The sequence below is a fragment of the Melioribacteraceae bacterium 4301-Me genome, assembly GCA_041538185.1.
GTDB classification, from domain to species: Bacteria; Bacteroidota; Ignavibacteria; order Ignavibacteriales; family Melioribacteraceae; genus Pyranulibacter; species Pyranulibacter aquaticus.
Window position 1 is genome coordinate 40,691 of record JBGORM010000002.1, and the last position, 22,765, is coordinate 63,455.

General features: G+C 33.2%; 14 protein-coding genes. 9 read left to right on the plus strand and 5 right to left on the minus strand.

Translation table 11 applies throughout. From position 1 onward, the window contains the following. Window positions 1-144 precede the first annotated feature (144 nt). On the plus strand, window positions 145-2,121 hold the full coding sequence (locus ABRY23_03725) for a transketolase C-terminal domain-containing protein (GenBank protein ID MFA3782152.1): 1,977 nt from the start codon (window positions 145-147) through the stop codon (window positions 2,119-2,121). A 136-nt stretch (window positions 2,122-2,257) separates the two neighbouring features. Next, window positions 2,258-5,002 carry a M16 family metallopeptidase gene (locus tag ABRY23_03730; protein MFA3782153.1) on the plus strand — a complete coding sequence of 915 codons (2,745 nt, stop codon included), beginning with the start codon at window positions 2,258-2,260 and terminating at the stop codon, window positions 5,000-5,002. Window positions 5,003-5,286: 284 nt separating this feature from the next. On the opposite strand, the gene alaS is transcribed toward ABRY23_03730, so the two are convergent. Next, window positions 5,287-7,923 (minus strand): alanine--tRNA ligase, encoded by a 2,637-nt coding sequence (alaS, locus tag ABRY23_03735; GenBank protein ID MFA3782154.1) that lies wholly within the window; start codon window positions 7,921-7,923, stop codon window positions 5,287-5,289. A 338-nt stretch (window positions 7,924-8,261) separates the two neighbouring features. On the opposite strand from alaS, the gene ABRY23_03740 reads away from it, so the two are divergent. Both ABRY23_03740 and ABRY23_03745 read left to right on the plus strand, forming a co-directional pair. Then, window positions 8,262-8,840 (plus strand): RNA polymerase sigma factor, encoded by a 579-nt coding sequence (locus ABRY23_03740; GenBank protein ID MFA3782155.1) that lies wholly within the window; start codon window positions 8,262-8,264, stop codon window positions 8,838-8,840. A gap of 4 nt (window positions 8,841-8,844) precedes the next feature. Next, a complete protein-coding gene (locus ABRY23_03745; GenBank protein ID MFA3782156.1) occupies window positions 8,845-9,975 on the plus strand; it encodes an anti-sigma factor in 1,131 nt (376 codons plus the stop codon). 1,379 nt (window positions 9,976-11,354) lie between these two features. Here the strand turns inward: ABRY23_03745 and ABRY23_03750 are convergent. Beyond that, window positions 11,355-12,089: a PspC domain-containing protein gene (locus ABRY23_03750; protein ID MFA3782157.1), complete on the minus strand. Its 735-nt coding sequence runs from the start codon at window positions 12,087-12,089 to the stop codon at window positions 11,355-11,357. Window positions 12,090-12,112: 23 nt separating this feature from the next. Continuing rightward, window positions 12,113-13,039 (minus strand): arginase, encoded by a 927-nt coding sequence (gene rocF / locus ABRY23_03755; GenBank protein ID MFA3782158.1) that lies wholly within the window; start codon window positions 13,037-13,039, stop codon window positions 12,113-12,115. A 112-nt stretch (window positions 13,040-13,151) separates the two neighbouring features. Between rocF and ABRY23_03760 the strand changes: the two genes are divergently transcribed. The 5 genes from ABRY23_03760 (at window position 13,152) to ABRY23_03780 (ending at window position 19,536) form a co-directional block, all read left to right on the plus strand. After that, on the plus strand, window positions 13,152-13,373 hold the full coding sequence (locus ABRY23_03760; GenBank protein MFA3782159.1) for a DUF2905 domain-containing protein: 222 nt from the start codon (window positions 13,152-13,154) through the stop codon (window positions 13,371-13,373). 63 nt (window positions 13,374-13,436) lie between these two features. Further along, window positions 13,437-14,738 carry an NCS2 family permease gene (locus ABRY23_03765; GenBank protein MFA3782160.1) on the plus strand — a complete coding sequence of 434 codons (1,302 nt, stop codon included), beginning with the start codon at window positions 13,437-13,439 and terminating at the stop codon, window positions 14,736-14,738. Window positions 14,739-15,104: 366 nt separating this feature from the next. Next, a complete protein-coding gene (gene lpdA / locus ABRY23_03770; protein ID MFA3782161.1) occupies window positions 15,105-16,523 on the plus strand; it encodes a dihydrolipoyl dehydrogenase in 1,419 nt (472 codons plus the stop codon). A 57-nt stretch (window positions 16,524-16,580) separates the two neighbouring features. Then, on the plus strand, window positions 16,581-17,729 hold the full coding sequence (locus ABRY23_03775; protein MFA3782162.1) for a tetratricopeptide repeat protein: 1,149 nt from the start codon (window positions 16,581-16,583) through the stop codon (window positions 17,727-17,729). Between the two features lie 163 nt (window positions 17,730-17,892). Next, window positions 17,893-19,536 carry a hypothetical protein gene (locus ABRY23_03780; GenBank protein ID MFA3782163.1) on the plus strand — a complete coding sequence of 548 codons (1,644 nt, stop codon included), beginning with the start codon at window positions 17,893-17,895 and terminating at the stop codon, window positions 19,534-19,536. A gap of 44 nt (window positions 19,537-19,580) precedes the next feature. Here the strand turns inward: ABRY23_03780 and porQ are convergent, their stop codons facing one another. Further along, window positions 19,581-20,528 (minus strand): type IX secretion system protein PorQ, encoded by a 948-nt coding sequence (porQ, locus tag ABRY23_03785; protein ID MFA3782164.1) that lies wholly within the window; start codon window positions 20,526-20,528, stop codon window positions 19,581-19,583. A gap of 273 nt (window positions 20,529-20,801) precedes the next feature. Then, the gene (gene aspS, locus ABRY23_03790; protein ID MFA3782165.1) at window positions 20,802-22,568 is read right to left on the minus strand and encodes an aspartate--tRNA ligase; all 1,767 of its coding nucleotides are present in this window, start codon (window positions 22,566-22,568) and stop codon (window positions 20,802-20,804) included. Window positions 22,569-22,765: the final 197 nt, after the last annotated feature.

A 22,765-nucleotide genomic window follows, 5' to 3' on the forward strand; every position in this document is an offset into this window, starting at 1 on the left:
TGTTAGTAAAAAGTTTGATCTTTATTGCTTTTAGACTTTTTTGGAGTAAATGGAAGATTTTGTGTAAATAGTTTTTATATCTTCGCTGTAAATCCATAATTTTATCAAACAATTTTTTATTTATCTAAAAACATTGGAGTATAAATGCCATATAGATTAATTGAAAAGAAAGAATTTGATAAAATAATATTACACAATGGTGATTGGGAAATCAAAATGCAGCTGTTTGCTGAAATGAACCGTTATAACACATTAGTCGCAGTAAAAAAGGCTGGTTCTGGTCATCTAGGCTCTTCCTTAAGTTCAATGGATATAATTACTTACTTATATTTAAATGAAATGAATGTTCTAACTGTAGGTTTAGATTCTGAAGATCGTGATATTTATTTTTCATCAAAAGGTCATGATGTTCCAGGATTGTATTCGCTATTTTATTCTTTGGGGATTTTGCCAGCAGAGAAATTATTAGCCTTAAGACGTCTTCATGGTTTAGACGGCCATCCAGAAGTTAGAATTCCAGGAATTGAAGCTAGTACAGGTTCATTAGGAATGGGAATTTCTAAGGCAAAGGGAATGGCATGGGCTAAATCTTATAAGAAAAGAAAGGGAAGAGTTTTTGTTCTAACTGGCGATGGTGAATTTCAAGAGGGACAAATTTGGGAATCTTTACAGGCCGCTGCTCATCAAAAAGTAAATAACCTTATTGCCATTATGGACCATAATAAATATCAAACTGATATGCTTGTAGAAGATGTAAATAATATTGAGGATATCGTTGAAAAAGTATCTGCATTTGGCTGGTATGTTGTTAGAATTGATGGCCATAATTATCAATCTTTGAAGAATACGTTTACTAATTTAAAAAGCATAACCGACCAACCAAAGATGGTAATTGCGGACACTATTAAAGGTAAAGGCGTGTCGTTTATGGAAAGACCAGTAACAGAAACTATCTCAGGTAAAACATATTACAAATGGCATAGCGGTGCACCCGACGATGATAGTTACTTGAAAGGATTAAATGAAATTTCAGAACGAATTTATCAACTATCTCAAAAATTGGGCGTCGATAGAATTGAAATTCCTGAAAATGAAGCTGAAGGAAAGATTACTACTAAAATTCAAAAGGAATTTGTGACAGATGCGTTTGGAGATGCAATTGTAGAATTAGCAAAAACTAACAATAAAATAGTTGTATTAGATGGAGACCTTTCAGCTGATTGTAAACTTAGAAAGTTTGAATATGCTTATCCCCATCGTTTTATTGAAAATGGTATTGCTGAACAAGATATGGTTTCTATGGCAGGTGGACTTGCAAGAATGGGACTTTTACCCATTGTAAATACATTTGCAAGTTTCCTTGCCGCTCGTGCTAACGAACAAATTTATAACAATGCAACTGAGAACTCGAAAATAATTTATGTTTGTCACTTTGCGGGTTTAATACCTGCAGGACCTGGGAAATCACACCAAAGCGTAAGAGATATTTCTTTGTTTAGCGCGCTTCCTAATGTAATAATTTTACAGCCTTGTAACGGATGGGAAACTAAAAAGGTGGTGGAATTTTGTGTAAATGAAGCTAAAGAAAATTGTGTTATACGCCTTGTTATAGGTCCTTCTCCAGAAGTAATTCAGCTGCCAGAGAATTATAAGTTTACGTTCGGTGTTGGGACAGAGTTAACCGAAGGGAAAGATGCAATATTGTTTGGTTATGGACCAGTAATGCTGCATGAAGCTCTTGTTGCTTCATATTATCTTAAAGAAATAGGTTTTGGATTGAAAGTAGTTAATATGCCATGGCTCAATAGAATTAATTCAGAATGGCTTATAGGCATTACTCGTAATTATTCTGCTGTATATGTATTAGAGGATCATTCAATTATAGGCGGCTTAGGGGATAGAATTCTGGATACTCTAATTTCAGCTAATGCTATTAATAATAAGAAATTTAAAAAATTTGGTCTGGCAGATTATCCTGAATGTGGTACTCCTCTTGAAGTGCTAAATTATCATAGATTAGATGGCAAGTCATTAGCAATGCAAATAGCTGAGATTGATGAGATTGACTCTAAACTTGTAAGAGACTTAAAGCAAAAGTACACCGACGAGGCTCCTCAATAAGTCTGAAAAAATGAAATTTAATTAGCACAGTTAAATTTTGCCTGTTTAGTGCAAACATTGTTAAATTACTTGTGTGATTATCATCCTAAACGCTCCGACTCAATAAATTAAAAACATTAACAAAATGGAGAGAGCCATGAGAGAAAAAAAATTTTCCACTGCCTTTCTATTCTTATTATTGTTTTTGTCTGCCTCTAATTTTTTAACAGCTCAAAAATTCGATGAGATTGATATTCCATACCAAAAGTTTGTACTAAAAAATGGGTTAACATTAATAGTTCATGAAGACCACAAAGCGCCTATAGTAGCTGTAAATGTTTGGTATCATGTGGGTTCGAAAAACGAAAAACCGGGTAAAACGGGTTTTGCCCATTTGTTTGAGCATTTAATGTTCAATGGCAGCGAAAATTATAACGACGATTATTTTAAAGTGATGGAGAAAATCGGGTCAACTGACTTAAACGGAACAACCAATAACGACCGTACAAATTACTTTGAGACAGTCCCAACCTCTGCACTTGATTTAACGCTTTGGATGGAATCCGACAGAATGGGTCATCTTATAGGTGCAATTGATCAAGCTAAACTTGATGAACAACGAGGCGTTGTTCAAAACGAAAAACGACAAGGAGAAAATGAACCCTATGCAATTTCAAGAGAGCTAATTGCAAATGCTACTTATCCAAAAGGACATCCCTATTCATGGACTGTAATAGGTTCAATGGAAGATTTAAATGCTGCATCTCTTGAAGATGTGCATGAATGGTTCAAAAATTATTATGGTGCCGCTAATGCAGTAATTTGTATTGCAGGTGACGTTAATACCGAAGATGTGAGGAATAAAGTAGAAAAATATTTTGGTGATATTCCCTCTGGCCCTCCAGTTGCTAAATTTCAAACTTACATTGCAAAACGTACTGGCACAATTAGACAAGTTGCACAAGATAGAGTACCCCAAGCAAGGCTTTACATTGAATGGAATATACCTGAATGGGGAAGTAAAGAATTAGCACATTTAGACTTATTAAGCGATATTCTTTCTTCTGGAAAAAACTCGCGTTTATATAAACGCTTAGTTTACGACGAACAAATTGCAACTCGTGTTTCTGCTTATTATTCACCAGGTGAAATTGGAAGTCAATTTTTTATAACTGCCGATATTAAGCCTGGCATTGAAACTTCTAGAGTAGAAAAAGAAATAATAGAAGAACTTACAAAGTTGCTTAATTATGGGCCTACAGAGAAAGAGCTAAAGAAGATGAAAACTCAATACTTTGCTAATTTTATTAGGGGATTAGAAAGAGTAGGCGGCTTTGGCGGTAAGTCTGATATTTTAGCACAGAATATGGTTTATGGTAACTCTCCAGATTACTACAAAACTTATAATAAATTTATTGCGGAGACTACTGTTGATGATATTAAAAAAACAGGCAAAAAATGGCTGAGCGATGGCGTGTATATACTAGAAATTCAACCTTTTCCACAATATTCTACTTCGGCAACTAATGTTGACCGCTCAAAACTGCCGGGAACAGATACGCCACCTACTGCTAAATTCCCAGAATTGCAAAAAGCTGAACTTGCAAATGGTTTGAAAATTATACTTGCTGAACGAAAATCTGTGCCAATAGTTAATTTGACCTTAATGATTGATGCTGGTTATGCATCGGATATTTTTGCAATTCCTGGCACCGCAAGTATTGCCATGAATATGTTGGATGAAGGAACTAAAACAAGAGATGCCCTTCAATTAAGCGATGAATTACAAGCTTTAGGGGCAACATTAAATACAGGCTCGAATTTAGATAATTCATTTATTAATATGACTGTTCTAAAAGCAAACTTAGACCAGTCTTTAAATTTGTTTGCCGACGTAGTTTTAAATCCTTCTTTTCCGCAAAAAGAATTTGATAGAATTGTAAAAGAAAGTATTGTAGCTATTCAGCGAGAAAAAGTTCAGCCTTTTAGTATGGGATTAAGAGTAGTGCCTCGATTGATTTACGGTAAAAATCATCCCTACGGAAATCCTTTTACTGGTTCAGGGTATGAATCTACAATATCAAGATTAACTCGTGATGATATGGTAAAATTTCACCAAACATGGTTCAAACCAAACAATGCAACATTGATTATTGTAGGCGATATTACGTTGAAAGAAATTAAACCTAAGCTGGAAAAACTATTTGCAAATTGGAAAGCTGGCGAGTTTCCACAAAAAGAAATTAAAGAAGTAACAATGCCGCAAAAGGAAATTATATATATAATGGATAGGCCGGGTTCACAATCTTCAATAATCTTAGGTGCTCAGCCTGCCCCACCTTTTGCTGATAAGGATAACGTTGCAATTGAATTAATGAACGATATTATTGGAGGTATGTTTACTTCTAGGATTAATATGAATTTAAGAGAAGATAAACATTGGTCGTACGGCTCGGGGAGTACAATACCAAGTGCGCGAGGGCAGCGACCATATTTATTTTACGGAGTAGTACAAACTGATAAAACAAAAGAATCAATTCAAGAAATGATAAAGGAAATAAATCAATTTGTAGGTGAAAAACCAGCAACAGAACAAGAAGTAAACCAAGTTAGAGAGCAGAATGCTCTTTCATTGCCTGGAAGCTGGGAAACAAATAGCCGCATTGTCTCTTCATTAATTAATTTAGTTTCTTACAACCTTAGTGATGATTATTATAGTAACTATGCAAGCAAAATAAAAAGCATAACTCGAGACGATATTATTAACACAGCTAATCGAGTGATAAAACCAAAAAATTTAATCTGGGTTGTAATAGGTGATAAATCAAAAATTGAAGCAGGCATTAAAGAACTTGGTTATGATGTTAAGTATATAGACACCGATGGTAATCTAATTATGTAAAAGTATGGGCTGTCTCAGTTCATCGCTAAGAGGTTGGCTGATTTTGATACGAAAAATTTACTTGCAAGGAAAAATAATGAGACAGCCCTTTTCTCTATTCCTAATGAGTTCTTGAAGTTAAGTCCAAAAAATTCATGAGAATTCACCACGTTGTGGTGGATTCCCATTTTTCTAACCTGCCAGCGTAGGCTAACCTGCTTGCAGGCTGGTGAAAAATTTGGGTTAAATTTACTTAAGAGAAAAATTAGAGGTAAGCTGTTTTTGTTTGTGGTTAAGAATAATTTTTAAAAGAACTTGGAAACAATCTCATCAACTTTCTCTAAAGCCTCATTAATTTTTGTAATGTCCTTTCCACCGGCTGTAGCAAGATGTTGTTTTCCACCACCGCCGCCGCCCACAATCTTTGCGACTTCTGATACTATTTTACCCGCAGCAAGTTTTTTTTGTTTAATTAAATCGTCAGATACAACGCATACTATTCCCACTTTATTATCGAATATGGAAAAGAGTATTCCAACACCACTTTTCATTTTTATTCGTAGTTCATCACCCATTGATTTGAGTTCATCCATGTTTTCAGCATTAATTTTGCCCTTAAAAATTTTTATACTGTTTATTGCTGTTGCATTTGAAACAATCTTCTCGAGTCCGCTTAACTTTTCTTTTAGTCTTAATTCAGACAATAACTTTTCTAGCTTTTTCTTTTCTTCGTTTAATTCATCTATTTTACTTTCGGCGTTTTTAATTTTAATCTCTTGTTGATTTATATACTTTTCAACTCCAGCTCCCGTAACGGCCTCAATTCTTCTTACACCGCTTGCAACTGAGGATTCGCTAACGATTTTAAATAACCCTATTTGGGAACTGTTTTTTACATGTGTACCACCACAAAACTCCATTGTAAAGTTACCAAATTGAACTACATTTACTTTATCTCCGTATTTATCGCCAAAGAACATCAACGCTCCCATTTTTTTAGCTTTTTCAAACGGGGTGTTTCGATGATGAACTAAAGGTAAATTTTCTCTAATTTTTTCATTGACGAGCGATTCAATTGCCTCAATTTCACTTTCTTTTAACTTTTCAAAATGATTAAAGTCAAAGCGCAGGTATTCAGGTCCAACAAACGAACCCGCTTGCTGTACGTGTTTTCCTAATATTTCCCTTAAAGCAGCGTGTAAAAAATGGGTTGCTGAATGATTTCGCATAATATCCCATCTTCTTTTTTCATCAACTTGGGCTATAACTTGCATGCCCTCAATTATTTTTGTGTTACTTTCATTTTCAACAACGTGAATAATCTGGTTGTTGATTTTGACCAGGTCAATTACCTTTAAATGTGTATCGCCAATTATTATAATTCCTTTGTCGTTTACTTGTCCACCCGACTCAACATAAAAAGGTGTTTTGTCTAATATAATAAAGGTATTCCCGTTTTCATTTTTAGTGCCTACAACCACAGATTCGGTTCTAAGTTGATCGTAACCGCAGAACTCGGTAGGGTTTTTTGATTTAGCAATGATATTACTTAGTTTGTCAAAATTAAAATTTACTGACGATAATTTTTCTTTTGTAGATTTTCTTGCTCGTTCTTTTTGTTCGTTCATTAATTCGTTAAAGCGTTTTTCGTCGATTGAAAAGCCTTTTTCCTTAGCCAAAAGATTGGTTAAATCTACTGGGAAACCAAAAGTATCATAAAGCTTAAATACGTCATCTCCGCTGATGATTTTTGAACTTTGTACTTCATTTTTGCTCACAATATTTTCAAATAATTCTATTCCTCTGTCAAGAGTAATATTGAAATTTTCTTCTTCTGATTTAATAATTTTTTCAATATTTGACTTATTAGTTTTTATTTCTGGGAAAACATGTGACATATTTTCAACGAGGACATCAACTAATTTATAGAGGAAAGGTTCTTTCAGGTCTAATTTTCTGCCGTAACGAGCTGCTCTTCTAAGTATTCTGCGCAGTACATAACCTCTTCCTTCGTTGCCAGGTATTGCTCCATCGGCTATTGCAAATGTTAAAGTACGGATATGGTCGGCAATCACACGCATTGCAATTTGTGTTTCTCCACGAAGTGGTGAATACTCATCAAGTTCATATTTTTTGCCGCTAATTAATTCTATAGCTTTTATAAGAGGAGTAAAAATGTCAGTATCGTAATTAGAATTTTTCTTTTGTAGAACAGCACAAATACGTTCAAATCCCATTCCGGTGTCAACATGTTTAGCTGGCAGTTCGTTTAGTCTACCAGTTTCATCTCTGTTGTATTGGATAAAAACAAGGTTCCATATTTCAATGCATTCTGGTTTGTTAGCATTAACCCATGCTGGATTTTCATAGTCGTCGCTTAAGTTGATATGGATTTCAGAACATGGACCGCAGGGACCAGTTTCGCCCATTTCCCAAAAATTATCTTTTTCATCGAAACGTAGGATATGACTAGGATTAATATCCGTTTCACTTTTCCAATAATTGAAAGCTTCATCGTCGTTTCTGTATACAGTTGCCCATAATCTTTCCTTTGGCAGTTTCCATACAACAGTTAATAATTCCCATGCCCACTTTATTGCTTCTTTTTTATAATAACCTTCTCCAATGCCATCATCTGAATTAGGGTCACCAAAACTCCAGTTTCCAAGCATTTCAAAAAAAGTGTGATGATATGTATCATAACCAACCTCTTCAAGGTCATTATGTTTACCGCTTACGCGTATACATTTTTGAGTATCTGCCACTCGATTATATTCTCTTGTTCCTTTTCCCAAGAAGACATCTTTAAACTGATTCATGCCGGCATTTGTAAAAAGAAGTGTGGGGTCGTCGTAAGGTATAACCGGTGCACTTGGCACTATTTTGTGACCTTTTTCTTTAAAAAAATCTAAAAATTGTTGCCGAATTTCATTTGAAGTCATTTACAAATTGTAATTTAGTTATAAATTTCCGAGCAAATATAATAAAATCTCTTCGTTTGCTAAATTTACTATTGATTTTAAAGAGTACGTTTTAATGATAAAAGTTGAATAATACGTTTTATTTGAAGTAATGATAATCTTTCTAGTTAAAGTTTCTTGTACGCTGTACATATTTTAACTCAAAATTTTTATTAGAAAAGTTTGTCCTTAAACTGAAAAATTATAATGACTGTTTAATTCTTAAACTGCGGAGTGGGATTAATGCTTAATTCAAGAACTTTTTTATCGCCTTAATTATAGGTAATTCGTATATTTCAGTAAAAATTTTGAGGAACTATTTGAGTAAGTTCAAAGAGCTAAGCGATTTAGAACTAATGCAAGAGATTGCAAATTTCGAATCCCGCGCTTTGGAGGAATTATACGAAAGGTATTCCCCAATTCTTTATACAATTATCAAGAAAATTTCACCAGATGAACCAACGGCTCGGCGACTTCTCATTGAAGTATTTGTTATGGTTTGGCGGAAGATAAAAAAATTTGATTTCGCTAGTGGTAATGTATATACATGGTTGATAACAATAGCCCGAAACAAGGCAGTAGATCAATTAAGGAGATCACGTGCAACTTCAAATTCGTTAGATTTCTATGATGATGAATATGAGGATTTTTACATAATTCCAACTTTAGCAAGAGACATTGACGCTCTTGACCTGGAAACTGTTCTAACGTTAAAACCTAAAATAGAACGCGCTCTTTCAAAACTTACTGATACTCAAAAATATGTTCTTCATCTTGCATACTATGAGGGATTTACGATAGACGAAATTGCTGATAAATTAAAAGTTCCAATTGAAACAGTTAGAAGTAAAGTTCTAACTGCTTTACAGAATTTAAAAGATTATTTAATGGAAAGCTGATACAATGTCTGACCCTATTTCTGAAATGTCCGCTGCCTTTGCAGTAGGATGCATGGATAAAGAGAATTTTATTCAATTTAAGGATTACTTACTTTCAGGTGGTGAACTACCAAAAGGTTTACTGGGTGAATTTCAAAACATTGTTGCTATGATACCTGCAATATTGGATTTAGAGGTACCTGATTCTTCACTTAAAGATGATGTGGCAAAAAAATTAATTGGGCTAAAAGAAGAAATTAAAACGAAAATAAGAGAAGAAAAGAAAAGAACAGCTACAATTGTTGACAAACCTAAAACTTTACCAACTAAACAAACACTAACTAGGGTAACTGCTGCAGAAGAAAAACAACCTCGCAAATTAAGCACTTTTATTTCTGAAAATAGAAACTTACCCAAATCAGTTGCAGAAGGTTCAAATCGTAAAACTAATTTGGAACAACGAGATTCCCTTTTAACAGAAGAAAAGCGTGCTACAACTATAAAAGAAAAAACAAGAATTGATGATGTGCCACCTACATTATTTCCGCAAAGAATTGGGACAGTTGAGCGAAGAAGCCTTGAACAAGAAAAAACTTCAGGTTTTGCAGGCTGGCTTGCAATATTTCTTGCTTTAATTTTGTTTGGTGTAATTGGTTACTATTCTTACACCTCTATAAACGATTTACAACAACAAGTATCAGATTTAAAGAATGAGCTGGTTAAAACTAAAAACGACTTACAATCTACAAGTGAATTTACATCTAAATATATGACTGTTATTGAATTTCTTAATTATAAAGGCATTTTCACAGTTGATTTGACAAGCACACAGCCAAATGTAAATTCAAGTGCAAAATTATTTGTTGCACCATATCAAAGAGAAGCGCTTTTGCAGCTGAACAATATACCACCTCTAAAATTAGATCAAACATATCAAATCTGGATGGTAAGCAAGGATAAATTTTACTCGCTCGCTACTTTTTCACCCAGGCCGGAGGATATGTTTATTAAAATTTCTAATCTTCCTTATATACCTTTCGACCAAATTGATCTCTTTAGAATTACAATTGAACCGGCTGGCGGTTCACCAGCTCCTACAGGCGAGACATATTTATACGGTTCTTTAAATAATGTTTCGTCTAAGACTCGTAAGTAATTTAACCTAAATTATACAGCCAGCCGCAGCAAGTAGAACATGAGAAAAAAGACTGTACTTTTTGCATTAGAGGAAAAGCAGAAATTTGTCTACTGCTGATAGGCTTGCTTGAAACCAGCATGTCAAACTCTCTCGTTTCTGGTATGTAAATCTGTAATATAACATTAACAACAGGCTAAATGAATTGACTTTCGTGATAGGGAATTGCTTCACAAAGGCAACGCCTTTTTTATTTTATCAAGCGATGAAAACAGATGATTCAAATGAGGTAGGATCGAGGTCACCTCTACAATCATGCTTTGAAGAAACAAAAATTAAGGATAGGGTAATAAGGTTAATTTTCTTTTTTGGTTGGTGATGTTACTACAGTTATTTAAATAAAAAGAGAATTCACCACTACGTGAGTGGATTCCTATAATAAGTAAAGACAAGGCTTTTTGGTAACTCGCAAAAAGATAATCAAAATAGAAAGAGCCAGAATGAAACAAAGAGGAAAATCTGTAAATAAGCAAAAGCAAGTAAAGAATGTGCACAGGTGATAAATAAAAGTGATTTTTTAATGTACAGGTCATATCTGTCCAATATATTTTTTATTTCGTCCCTAAAGGTACTTAATCTATTTTCTTTGTTCTTTATCCTAAAAATATTTTGTTCTGACGGGACAATAAAGCTTTGATTATGCTTAAACTAATGTAATCCCTTTAGGGATTATATAGTTATAGAATAAATAAATATCAAACTAAAGTTAAAAGTCCCGTATGGACGAGATAGGGATTGATTTACAAGACAAGTAGAATAGTCCAAAATCTTGAAGTTTTCAAATTTATTTGGTAATTCATCCCTTCGGGATTTGATTTCAAAATTATTTTGGACAGCAGTGTTACAGGCTGGGTCAATGTTTTATACTCAGTAGTAGGCTAATGCCTAGAATAATTAGAAAGTAAGGCCAGAAGCTCAACATTAAATCATCAATTTTTCGTAGAAGGTTATGTACATAAATTAATTTCAACAAAAAGATTGAGGCAATTGAAATTACAAAAAGAATAGAAGAGAGGACAAGAAATTCTTTCGCTTTGCTATTTTCGATGTAAAGCATTAAAAATATTGCTGCTAAGATAAATAGTGACGATACTAAATAAATCTCCCTTGATCCCGTAAGTGAAAAAAATTGTTTTACCAACAATAAAATACTCACAAAAAACAACATTGAAGAAAAAACTAAGATTAAACGATTGTTATACTTAAACGAAAGATATACGGAAGGAATTGAATATATGATTAAGCTTATACCTAAAATTTCAGTGTAGCTGATATTAATAGCATTGGTGAGAGCTAATATGAGTAGTAACCCAAATACAAAAAGAGCAAAACTAACAGTATTACGAAATGGTGTTTCCATTAAGTTCTTTCTGTTTTTTCAAGACGAAAAGTAAAATTAAATAAACAAGCAAGCCTATACCTGCTGTAATATAAGTTATTAGCAACCATAAAATTCTAATTATAGTCGAATCTACGTTTAGGTATTTTGCAAAGCCACCGCAAATACCAAATATTTTTTTATCATCTAATGAACGACTCAAACTATTAGGAAAATCAATTTTTAATTTATTTGCCGGTTCTTTGTGAACTATTAAGTAAACGCTAATTAAGATAGCCGAAAGAAGTATAAGAAATCTCCATGATAAATTAAACGGAGTTATGTAAAAAATTAATCCTAAATTGTTCAATAATATGAATAAACCTAAAAACAGAAGGGAGCCGCCAAAAAGGGTTTTATTATTATTGTTTCTAATTTTTTGTTTTTCTTCTTCCGTTAATTCTATGGAATTATTATCAGGAGGCATTAAGAATGAAGCAATTAAATAAACTATTACTCCCCATCCCCCAAGAAAAACACTCAGCATGAAAATAATTCTAATTATAGTTGGGTCACTCTTAAAATAATCAGCAATTCCTCCGCAAACACCGGTGAAAATAAAGTTCTTTTTAGACCTTTTTAGTTTTGGCGAATTATAAAAAGTCGATTCTTTGCTATCGACAGTACTTTGCTCATTAGAGTCTTCTATTTCCTCTAGTGTTTTAAAGTCAATTTCTTTTTTAAACTGTTTATCCATTATAAAATAGACCTTTTTATAAATTACAAAATTCTCAAACCCAAACTCGATGCAATAAGTTCTGCGGTCAATTCAGCGGTTCTATTTTTTGTGTCGATAATAGGATTTACTTCTGCAACTTCTAATGAAGACATACAGCCGCACTCTGCAATTGTTTCCATTAACAAATGAGCTTCTCTGTAACTTAAGCCGCCGCTAACGGGCGTACCAACTCCAGGTGCAATTGTTGGGTCAATACTATCTATATCAAAACTAACATGAATATGTTGAACTTTTTGTTTTAAATTCTTCAGCACTTTATTAATTATGAAATTAATTCCTTTTCTATCAATTTCAGTCATAGTATAAACCTCAACGCCGCTTTTTTTAATTAGTTCTCTTTCTAATCTGTCAACGCTTCGCAAGCCAATAAGAATGGTATTTTCAGGTTTAATTTTAGGGGAGAATCCATATAAATTTGTAAGTGAGTTATTGCCTAAGCCGAGTAAAGCTGCGACTGACATGCCGTGAATGTTTCCTGATGGTGTTGTCTCGTCTGTATTCATATCTGCATGTGCATCAATCCATATTAATCCCATCTCTAAGTTATTTTTTTTGCAATGAGCGGCAATACCGCTAATAGAACCAATCGCCATTGAATGGTCGCCGCCTAAACACAATGGAAATCGCCCAGCGCTTAATGACTTTTCAACTCTCCTTGCTAATACTTCACAAGTTTTAACAATTTCATCAAGATATTTTAAACGTGGGTTTTTTATAACCTGCCTTTCTTGGTTTTTAATAAAAATGTCTCCTAAATCTGTAACTTTGTAGCCTAAATCCTCTAAGCGAGTTTGTATGTTTGCTATTCGAAGAGCAGAAGGACCCATATCTACACCTCTTCTATCGGCACCTAAGTCCATAGGAAAACCAATAATATCAACATGTTTGCTTGCCACAGAATTTCCCATAGTATATCTCTTTTAATATCTAAATCTATAAAATATTCACTCATTAATAAAATTCTACGTTTGTTAATAAATCGTCACATTTGTTATATTTTAGTAAAAACTTTTTTAGAAAATGAACAACTTTGAGCCTTTAGGAAGAATAATAATTATTGCAGGAGTAATTTTAGTTGCTTTTGGTCTGTTGTTAGTCTTTCTTGATAAAATTCCGTTTATAGGAAAACTGCCGGGCGATATAATAATTAAAAAAAAGAACTTTACCTTTTATTTTCCCATTGTCACATCAATATTGCTTAGTTTAATAATTTCTCTAATTCTTTATCTGCTCAGAAAATAAATTAGGAAAAAGCATCTTACCTTATTGAATAAATTTTTTATACAACGAGTAAAAAATAAAAAGATGATAAAAAAATATTTTCAGATTGAGGAGTTGAATACTTCAGTAAAACAGGAATTAATTGCAGGGACAACAACATTTGTAACTATGGCTTACATAATAATTGTTAATCCTAAAATTTTAGAGGTGGCAGGTATTCCATTTGGACCTTCTATGGTTGCAACAATATTAAGTGCTTTTTTTGGCACTCTTGCAATGGGCTTATATGCTAAAAGGCCATTTGCAATTGCTCCTTACATGGGTGAAAATGCTTTTATTGCATATACTGTAGTGAAAGTATTAGGTTATAGTTGGCAGGCTGCATTAGGTGCAATTTTTATAGGCGGTGTTTTTTTTACTATTATAACTGCACTAAACATTCGGAGCTGGCTTGCTAATTCAATCCCAGAATCATTAAAAATTGCGTTCGCTGTTGGTATTGGTTTTTTTTTGACTTTCATTGGGCTTAATGAGACTTCAATTATTCAACTTGGCGTTACTGGGGCACCTGTACATGTAGGTGATTTTCGAAATCCACAAGTAATTTTAGCTATTCTCTCGTTCTTGGTAATAAGTTTTCTAATGATTAAAAAAGTTAATGGCTCAATTTTAATAGGGATTATTTTAATCTCACTTCTTGGCTTCGTACTCCATGTTTCTCCTTTACCAGAAAAAATTGTAAGTATGCCTCCCGATATTTCTCCTATCTTTCTTAAATTAGATATAGCAGGAGCTTTGAGCTGGGGCTTTTTTGCAGTTATTCTAACTGTATTTGTTATGGATTTTGTAGATACAATGGGCACTTTGATAGGTGTTTCATATAAAGCGGGACTGTTAGACGAAAACGGCAACTTGCCTGAAATAGAAAAACCAATGATGTGTGATGCTTTGGCAACTGTTGTTGGGTCATTATTAGGGACTACAACATCCGGCGCATATATTGAATCTGCCACTGGAATTGAAGCCGGGGGTAAATCTGGTTTAACAGCTGTCGTAACAGCTTTTTTATTTTTAATTGCTCTTTTCTTTGCACCATTTTTTGCATCAATTCCACCTTATTCATACGGCTCAGCTTTGATTATTGTTGGCTTGTTAATGATTTCACCTATATCAAAAATCAATTTTAATGACTTAGAAGAAGTTATACCCGCATTTGTAACAATTGTGCTTATGAGTTTTACTTACAATTTGGGGATTGGTATGACAGCTGGTTTTGTTCTTTATCCTATATTTAAAATTGTAAACGGGAAGTTTAAGGATATCAAACTTGGAATGTGGATTTTATTTTTATTCTCTGCTCTTTTTTACATTTTTTACCCATACTGAAATTTGAGAAATTACATTGCATAAAAACTGCATATTCGGCTGAACTGGCCTTCATTATTTATTGACCTCACACTTTTGCTGAGCACATGTAATTTACACATCTATCTAAGTAAATTTATCAGTTTAAGTACCAATTAATAGTGATTTATTTGGAATTGTGTCAAAAGTATATAGCTATGGTATTGTATGAAATCAAGTTTTACTTGCATAGTTTGAGTGATGGTGTAAAACATATATTTAGTGTAGTGTAAATGCTTTTTATTATCTTTGTAATTATTTAATGAATACTTTGCGTCAACTTTTCTTACTGCGGGATAAAGTCTTTTTACTAAATTTTCATTAATACAAAATATAGAAAGAGGTGTTATGGAAATAAAAACACAATTATTAGTAATTGGAGGAGGACCAGGAGGGTACACTGCAGCTTTTCATGCAGCTGATAAAGGCTTGCAGGTTACAATTGTGGACATGAGAAAAAATCCTGGCGGTGTTTGTACATGGGAAGGCTGTATACCTTCTAAGGCATTGCTGCACATTTCTAATCTTATTTATGAAGCACGAGAAGCAAAAAAATGGGGTATTAACTATACCGAGCCTAAAATTGATTTAGATAAGCTGCGTGATTACAAAAATAGTGTTATATATAAGTTAACAAGCGGGTTAGGTCAACTGGCTAAAACACGTAAGGTAAATTATGTTCAAGGTAGAGCTTCATTTAAAAATTCAAAAACCGTGATTGTTAAAAAAACAGATGGAAATGAAGACGAGATTACTTTTGATAATTGTATTGTTGCTACAGGCTCAGAGCCGACAAAAGTGCCAAACTTATTCTTTAATTCACCACACATTATAGATTCTACAGCTGCACTCGAACTGAATGATATTCCTCAAAAAATGCTTGTTGTAGGCGGTGGTTACATAGGGTTAGAATTGGGCACTGTATATGCCATGCTTGGAAGCAAAGTAACAGTTGTTGAAATGATGCCAGGATTACTCCCAGGTGCAGATAGAGATTTAGTTAGTGTGCTTGCAAAAAATATAAATCAAATTATGGATGCAGTGTATCTCGAGACTAAAGTTACAGAACTAAAAGAAGTAAAAAATGGAATTGAAGTAAAATTTATAGGTAATAATATAAAAGAACCTGTACAGGTTTTTGATAAAGTGTTGATTTCTGTAGGTAGAAAACCTGTAACAACAAGTTTAGGTTTGGAAAACACAAAGGTGAAAGTTAATCAAAAGGGATTTATTGATGTTAATCAGCAAATGAAAACTGACGATGCCAATATTTACGCAATTGGCGATGTTGTTGGCAACCCAATGCTTGCACATAAAGCTTTTGCAGAAGCTAAAGTTGCAGTAGAATCTATACTCGGTTATAAAGTTGCTTTTGAACCGAATGCAATACCTGCGGTTGTTTTTACTAACCCAGAATTAGCATGGACTGGGATAACTGAAACCGAAGCAAAAGAAAGGGGTATTAAATATGAAGTTGCTAAATTCCCATGGGCAGCAAGCGGCAAGGCAACTTCAATAGATAGAAATGATGGATTGACTAAGTTAATTATTGATCCAGATACTCAAAGGGTGTTGGGAATGGGTATAGTAGGTGTTGGTGCAGGGGATATGATTTCTGAGGGAACCTTAGCAATTGAAATGGCAGCTGTTGCCAAAGATATTGCTTTAACTATTCACCCACACCCAACTTTGTCTGAAACAATATCCGGAGCTGCTGAAGTATTTTACGGCGAAGCAATTGAATACTATCGGCCACGAAAAAAGTAAAAGAATTAACTATAGCTCTAATACTTATTTTAAATGTGACATTTGAAATATGGCTCAATGATGAAATTAAAAATTATATTTGTTTTGCTATTATTTTTACCTGCTTTTGTTAACGCCCAAGATTACGACTGGGTAAAATTTGATTCCTTGTTAATTACGGGCATTAATCAAATATACAGCCTTGAATTTAACAAGGCTGAAAAAACATTCGATATTGTAGAGAAAGATTACCCAACCCACCCAGCAGGAAAATTTTTTAAAGCAATGATTACATGGTGGAAAATTCTTGTTGATCTTGAAAATGAAAGTTATGACAACAAGTTCTTCAGTCAGCTCGAAAGTGTAATTGACATGTGTAATAATATATTAGATAAAAATCCTAAAAATGCAGATGCAATTTTTTATAAAGGGGGTGCACTTGGTTTTAGAGGCAGACTTCGCGCCATACGGGAAAGCTGGTTTAAAGCTGCTTTAGACGGCAAGGAAGCACTACCTTTAGTTTTTAAAGCCTACGAACTAAACCCAAACAATATCGATCTTCAGCTTGGCTTTGGCATTTATAATTATTATGCTGAAGTAATACCTGAAAAATATCCCGCTGTAAAACCATTTATGATTTTTTTCCCTAAAGGTGATAAGAACAAAGGCTTAAAACAACTCGAAAACGTTGCCTTCAATGGCCGTTACGCTAAAATTGAATCCAGATATTTTTTAATGACAATTTATTTTCAATATGAAGATGATATGGTGAATGCGAGAAAATACGCAGAGCTGCTTGTAAAACAATTCCCAAATAATCCGGTTTTTGAAAAATATTACGGAACCATTTTTGTGAAAAATAACGATTATATTTCAGCCGAAAAGATTTTTCGCGATATTCTAATCAAAAGCCAAAAAAATTATACGGGTTACAATCTTCGTTTTGAAAGAGAAGCAACATATTATATTGGTATGTATTTTAAACTTGCTAATCGTCCTGATTCAACGGCTTTTTATTTTCAGAAGTGTGTGGATATTTCTAAAAAGGTTGATAAAGATGAAGAGTCTGGCTTCCAAATTAACGCTACTTTATATTTAGCGATGGCATACGACCAGCTCGGTCTGCGCGAAAAAGCAGTTAAATATTATAATGATGTGCTGAATATGAAAGAACGAGGAGATTCTCACTCCCAAGCAGAAAAGTATTTAAAAATTCCTTATAAATAATTTTTGATGTTTGTCGCAAAACAAAAATACTCCTAAAAAATTATACCTTTACTCACTAATTGTTCTATAATCTATAATAGAGTAAAAATTAAATTTAATCGTTCTTTATTAGCAAGAAACAAACAACTTCTGAAGAGTATTAATCAGTAATGAAAACTTAGCAATGCAAAAAACTTTAGAAATAGTTTTAAGAAAATATAAAATCGTTTTCGTATTGGTTTTATTAACTTTGATGCTGCTGGCATGGCATAATAAATTTGTTCAAGACGATGCATTCATATCTTTTAGATATGCAAAAAACTTTGCAGAAGGAATAGGTCTAGTTTTTAACAAAGGTGAAAGAGTAGAGGGTTATACAAATTTTTTATGGACCATGCTTATGTCACTTTCATTTAAGCTTGGTTTTGATCCTGTTTTATTTTCATATTATGCTGGGATTACATTTTTTGTTATTTCATTATTGTTTACCTATAAAATAGCTGAAATAGCTTTTGATTTTTGGGAAGAAAACAGCTCTAAACTTCTTTCGCTTTTAGTAGTAATACTTCTTGGAACAAACTATACTTTTAGCGCTTACGCTACTGGCGGTTTAGAAACTCAAATGCAGACCGCTTTTGTTACTGCCTCTGTTTTTTTCTTTCTTAATGTGCTTTATAAAAAAAAGGAATCTTATCTTAATCTTTTCTTTATTTCATTATTATTAATTATATCGGTGCTTGTCAGACCAGATTCTTTAGTATTCGTGTTTTTAATTTTTTTTGGGTTCTTTTATTTAAGAGAAGAACGAAATACAGCAAATAAAATTTTAGTTGTACAAAGATTTTTGGTATTGCTAGTACCATTTTTGACGGTTCTAATTGCATATTTATTGTGGAAATTATTTTACTATGGCGATATACTGCCAAATTCATTTTACACAAAAGTAGGAGGAATAGAATCTATCCCTGCTGGGCTAATTTATATTGGTTTGTTTTTCAGCTCGTACTGGCTTTTCCCAATTCTTATTTTATTTCCTTTTTACCTCAATAAATTTGTAAAAAAAAATAACACTACAATTAAATTCCTTTCTTTTATAATTGTTGTGTGGCTCTTATACTTAGTTAAAATAGGTGGCGATTTTATGGAATTTAGATTTTTAGTACCGATTTTGCCATTTCTTTTTGTTGTAATTGTTTGGACAATTTATGCATTAATTGAAGAAAAAAAAGTAAGATACGCACTAATAGTTATAATTATACTTGGTTCAATTTACCATAAAGTTACGTTTCATTACTTGCATGGTATTGAGAGTATAAAAAATCTTGCTGGGCATCTTTACGATGAAAATCAAAATTGGATTGAGGTAGGTAAAAGATTACATGAGCTCTTTCCTAACAGAAACGTTACAATTGCTGTTTCAGCTGCAGGTGCAGTCCCATTTTATTCTGAATTACCCGCTGTGGATATGTACGGAATAAATGACAGCGAAATTGCCAAAAATGGGATTATAATTGGCAATAGACCTGGTCATCAGAAATTTTCAACAATAGGTTATCTCTATGATAAAAGAGTTAATTTATTGATTGGCGAGCCCTTTGTTGTAAAAAAGTCGTTTATAGATTGTAGCATTACAGAAAAAATGTTTGAAGATTTTTTTAAATACAGGCTGAATGATTTACAATTAAAGAAGCCAAGGTTACTTAGAACAAGTTTAGACTCTGGTTATGATTTATATTTTTTGTATCTAATAAAAAACACAAGAGTTGACAGTCTAATAAATGAAGGAAGAATAAGAGTTATACAACAAGAAAAATTTTCTGCTGATTGAAAAACAATTTATAGGCAATAAATTTTACACTGAATTCGGAAAAGTTATAATTCTGTGGATATACCAATTCGATGAAGGGAACCAGCAGACCCCAATGAAGAAAAGGCATAGTCAATTTTGTAATTACTAACCAAGAATCCAAATCCCAAATTAAACCCAGCTAAGCCGGCAGTAGTGCCAATCTTAAAGTCCTTTCTCTTTTGATTATCATATCCAAATCTTAGATTAAAACCGCTTTTAAAAATAAATTCTCCACCAATTGTAATATTTTGAAACCTATCGAAGAATTCATTTTGTTTTTCATTTAGTCGATTAAATGACCAATAAAATTTAAATGGAAGTTTTTCGAGTTGTTTTGTAAAACCTAATCTAATATCAAGGGGCAGTTCTTCCTTTGTATTAAAATAAGGTGTAATTTGGCTTCCAAGATTAAGAATTGCGAATCCAATGTTCCAGTTTGATTGTGGAATAGAGTAGTGCAAACCTAAATCAAATGCATAAGCAGACGAGTACTGTTTAGCAATTGAGGAATAAATAAATTTAGCATTTATACCATAATAAAAATTTTCTCCGAGTTCGTTACCATATCCAATAGTAAAAGCAATATCGTTGGCAGAAAATTCTCCAGTTTTAACGCCATCATAAGTTGCTTCGGTAAAATTGCCATAATTTATATATTGAATGGCAGCAGCAAATCTGCCAATGCCTTCAAACTCTTTAGAGTAAATTAAACTAGCAGAATTAATATCCATTAAATATTTAAGAAAAGAAAATGAGATCGGGGAACCTTTAAGAAAATTCACACCTGCAGGATTATATAAAATTGTATTTGGGTCATCATTGGCAGCTACGAAACTTCCGGCAAGAGCTGCTGCACGCGGGCTATAATCTAATCGAAGAAATTCGTAAGTGTTTTGTCCCTTTATTGATGCGTTCTGTAATAACATTAAACTAACCTGAAAAAACATCAATGTAAACACACTTTTTTTCATTTTTTCCCATTTTTTAACAAGCGATTTTAAGGATTATAATTTCCAAAGGCAAGGTGAATATTAAGAGTTTTAGCAGATCTGTCAAATTTTTTATTGAAAAAAGTTTATCTATCGAATCAACAAGCTATAACTAATTTTTGAACTAAATTAGTTATTAGGCAGTAATAATTATAGTGACTGCTTTATTTTAACATTGCCTATGGAATATTTCTAAAAATGTTTTGACCGAATGTTTCTTCAGAGATGACAGAATGTAATTTTTGTTACAAATGTCTACCTCACGCGAATATGCAGTTCGGTTAATTGTTCCTCGCTCACGTAAGAGGGGGATTCATCCATCAACGACATTCCGCTGGATGTTTTAGGGAAAGCAATTACGTCTCTTATTGAAGATTCACCAGCAAAAAGCATGACTAATCTATCGAAGCCAAAAGCAATACCACCATGAGGAGGTGCACCATACTTAAATGCATTCATTAAAAAGCCAAATTTTTCTTGAGCTTCTTCATTCGATATACCTAGTACTTTGAACATTTTCGCTTGAAGTTCAGCACTGTGTATTCTTATACTGCCTCCTGCTATTTCATTGCCATTTAGTACTAAGTCGTAAGCCCTTGCTTTAACTTTGGAAGGGTTCTTATCCATCTCATTTATATCTTCTAACTTTGGTGAGGTGAAGGGATGGTGCATAGCATAGTATCTGTTAGTTTGGTCATCCCATTCGAATAATGGAAAATCTGTTACCCACAAAAGTGAAGGTTTAGCATTTGGTTGAATCAAATTTAGTCGTCTTGCCATTTCGATTCGTAATTGCCCCATAATTGAAAGCGTTCTTAATTTTGGTCCGGACAAAATAAAAATTAAATCGCCGTTAGATGCTTTCATTTTAGTTATAATATTGGATTTCTCTTTTTCTGTAAGGAATTTAGCAATAGGAGCATCAAGGTCGTTATCTTTTACTCGCATCCAAATTAGCCCACCTGCCCCAAGTTTTTTAACATAGTCAGTTAGAACATCTAATTGGTTTCGAGTATAATCTCCGCATCCTTTTGCTAACAACCCAGTTAAGATTCCATTGTTTTGCAGCGCATCTTTGAAGACTCTAAATTCTGTGTTATTTAATGCGTCATTTAAAGTTACCATTTCTAAGTCGAAACGAAGATCTGGTTTATCGCTGCCATATTTTTCCATTGCTTCATCAAAGGTTAGGCGTGGGATGGGAAGTTGCAATTGATAATTCATGATTTCTTTAAAGAACAATTGCATTAAACCTTCTACAATTTCAAAGACCTCATCCACATCAACAAAAGACATTTCCACATCAATTTGAGTAAATTCAGGTTGCCTGTCAGCTCTTAGGTCTTCATCTCTGAAGCATTTTACTATTTGAAAATATCGGTCAAAACCGGAGACCATTAACAATTGCTTATACTGCTGCGGTGATTGAGGCAGGGCATAAAATTTACCTTTGTGTAATCTGCTGGGGACTATAAAATCTCTTGCCCCTTCTGGTGTACTTTTCATTAGTACCGGGGTTTCAATCTCAACGAAATTATTTTGGTCGAAATACTTTCTGGTTAATTGATACATTTTATGCCGAAGCAATATATTGCTTTGCATTTTTGGTCTTCTTAAATCAATATAGCGGTATTTAAGTCGAATGTCTTCACTTACGTCAACATTGTCTTCAATTGGAAATGGTGGGGTTTCAGATTGGTTAAGAATTATTAGCTTGTCCACTTTAACATCAATAAATCCTGTAGGAATTTGTGGATTTTCAGTCCCCTCTGGTCTTTTTCTAACTTTGCCTTCGACAGAAATTACATATTCACTTCTTAGTTTTTTGGCTAACTCATGTGCTTCTGAATTATACGAAGGTTCAAAAACTATCTGAGTTATACCATATCTATCTCTTAAATCAATAAATATTACACCCCCTAAGTCTCGTCTCGTGTTGACCCATCCGTTCAACACTACTTCTTCACCTATATTTTTTTCTCTTAATTCTCCGCAGGTATGTGTTCTTCTTTTAAATTTCATTTTTATTTAATACTCCAATGAAAATTTTTTAGGCGCAAAGATAACGATTTAAGTAAGGTTTAACAAATAAACTTGTGCAGTTGAGTTTTTAATTATGAGCTTAAAAAGTTGATTTGAAATCTCCCGCCGTGTCGGAGTCTATAATTTATTATTTATTATTTATTATTTATTATTTATTATTTAATGTTTATAGGCAA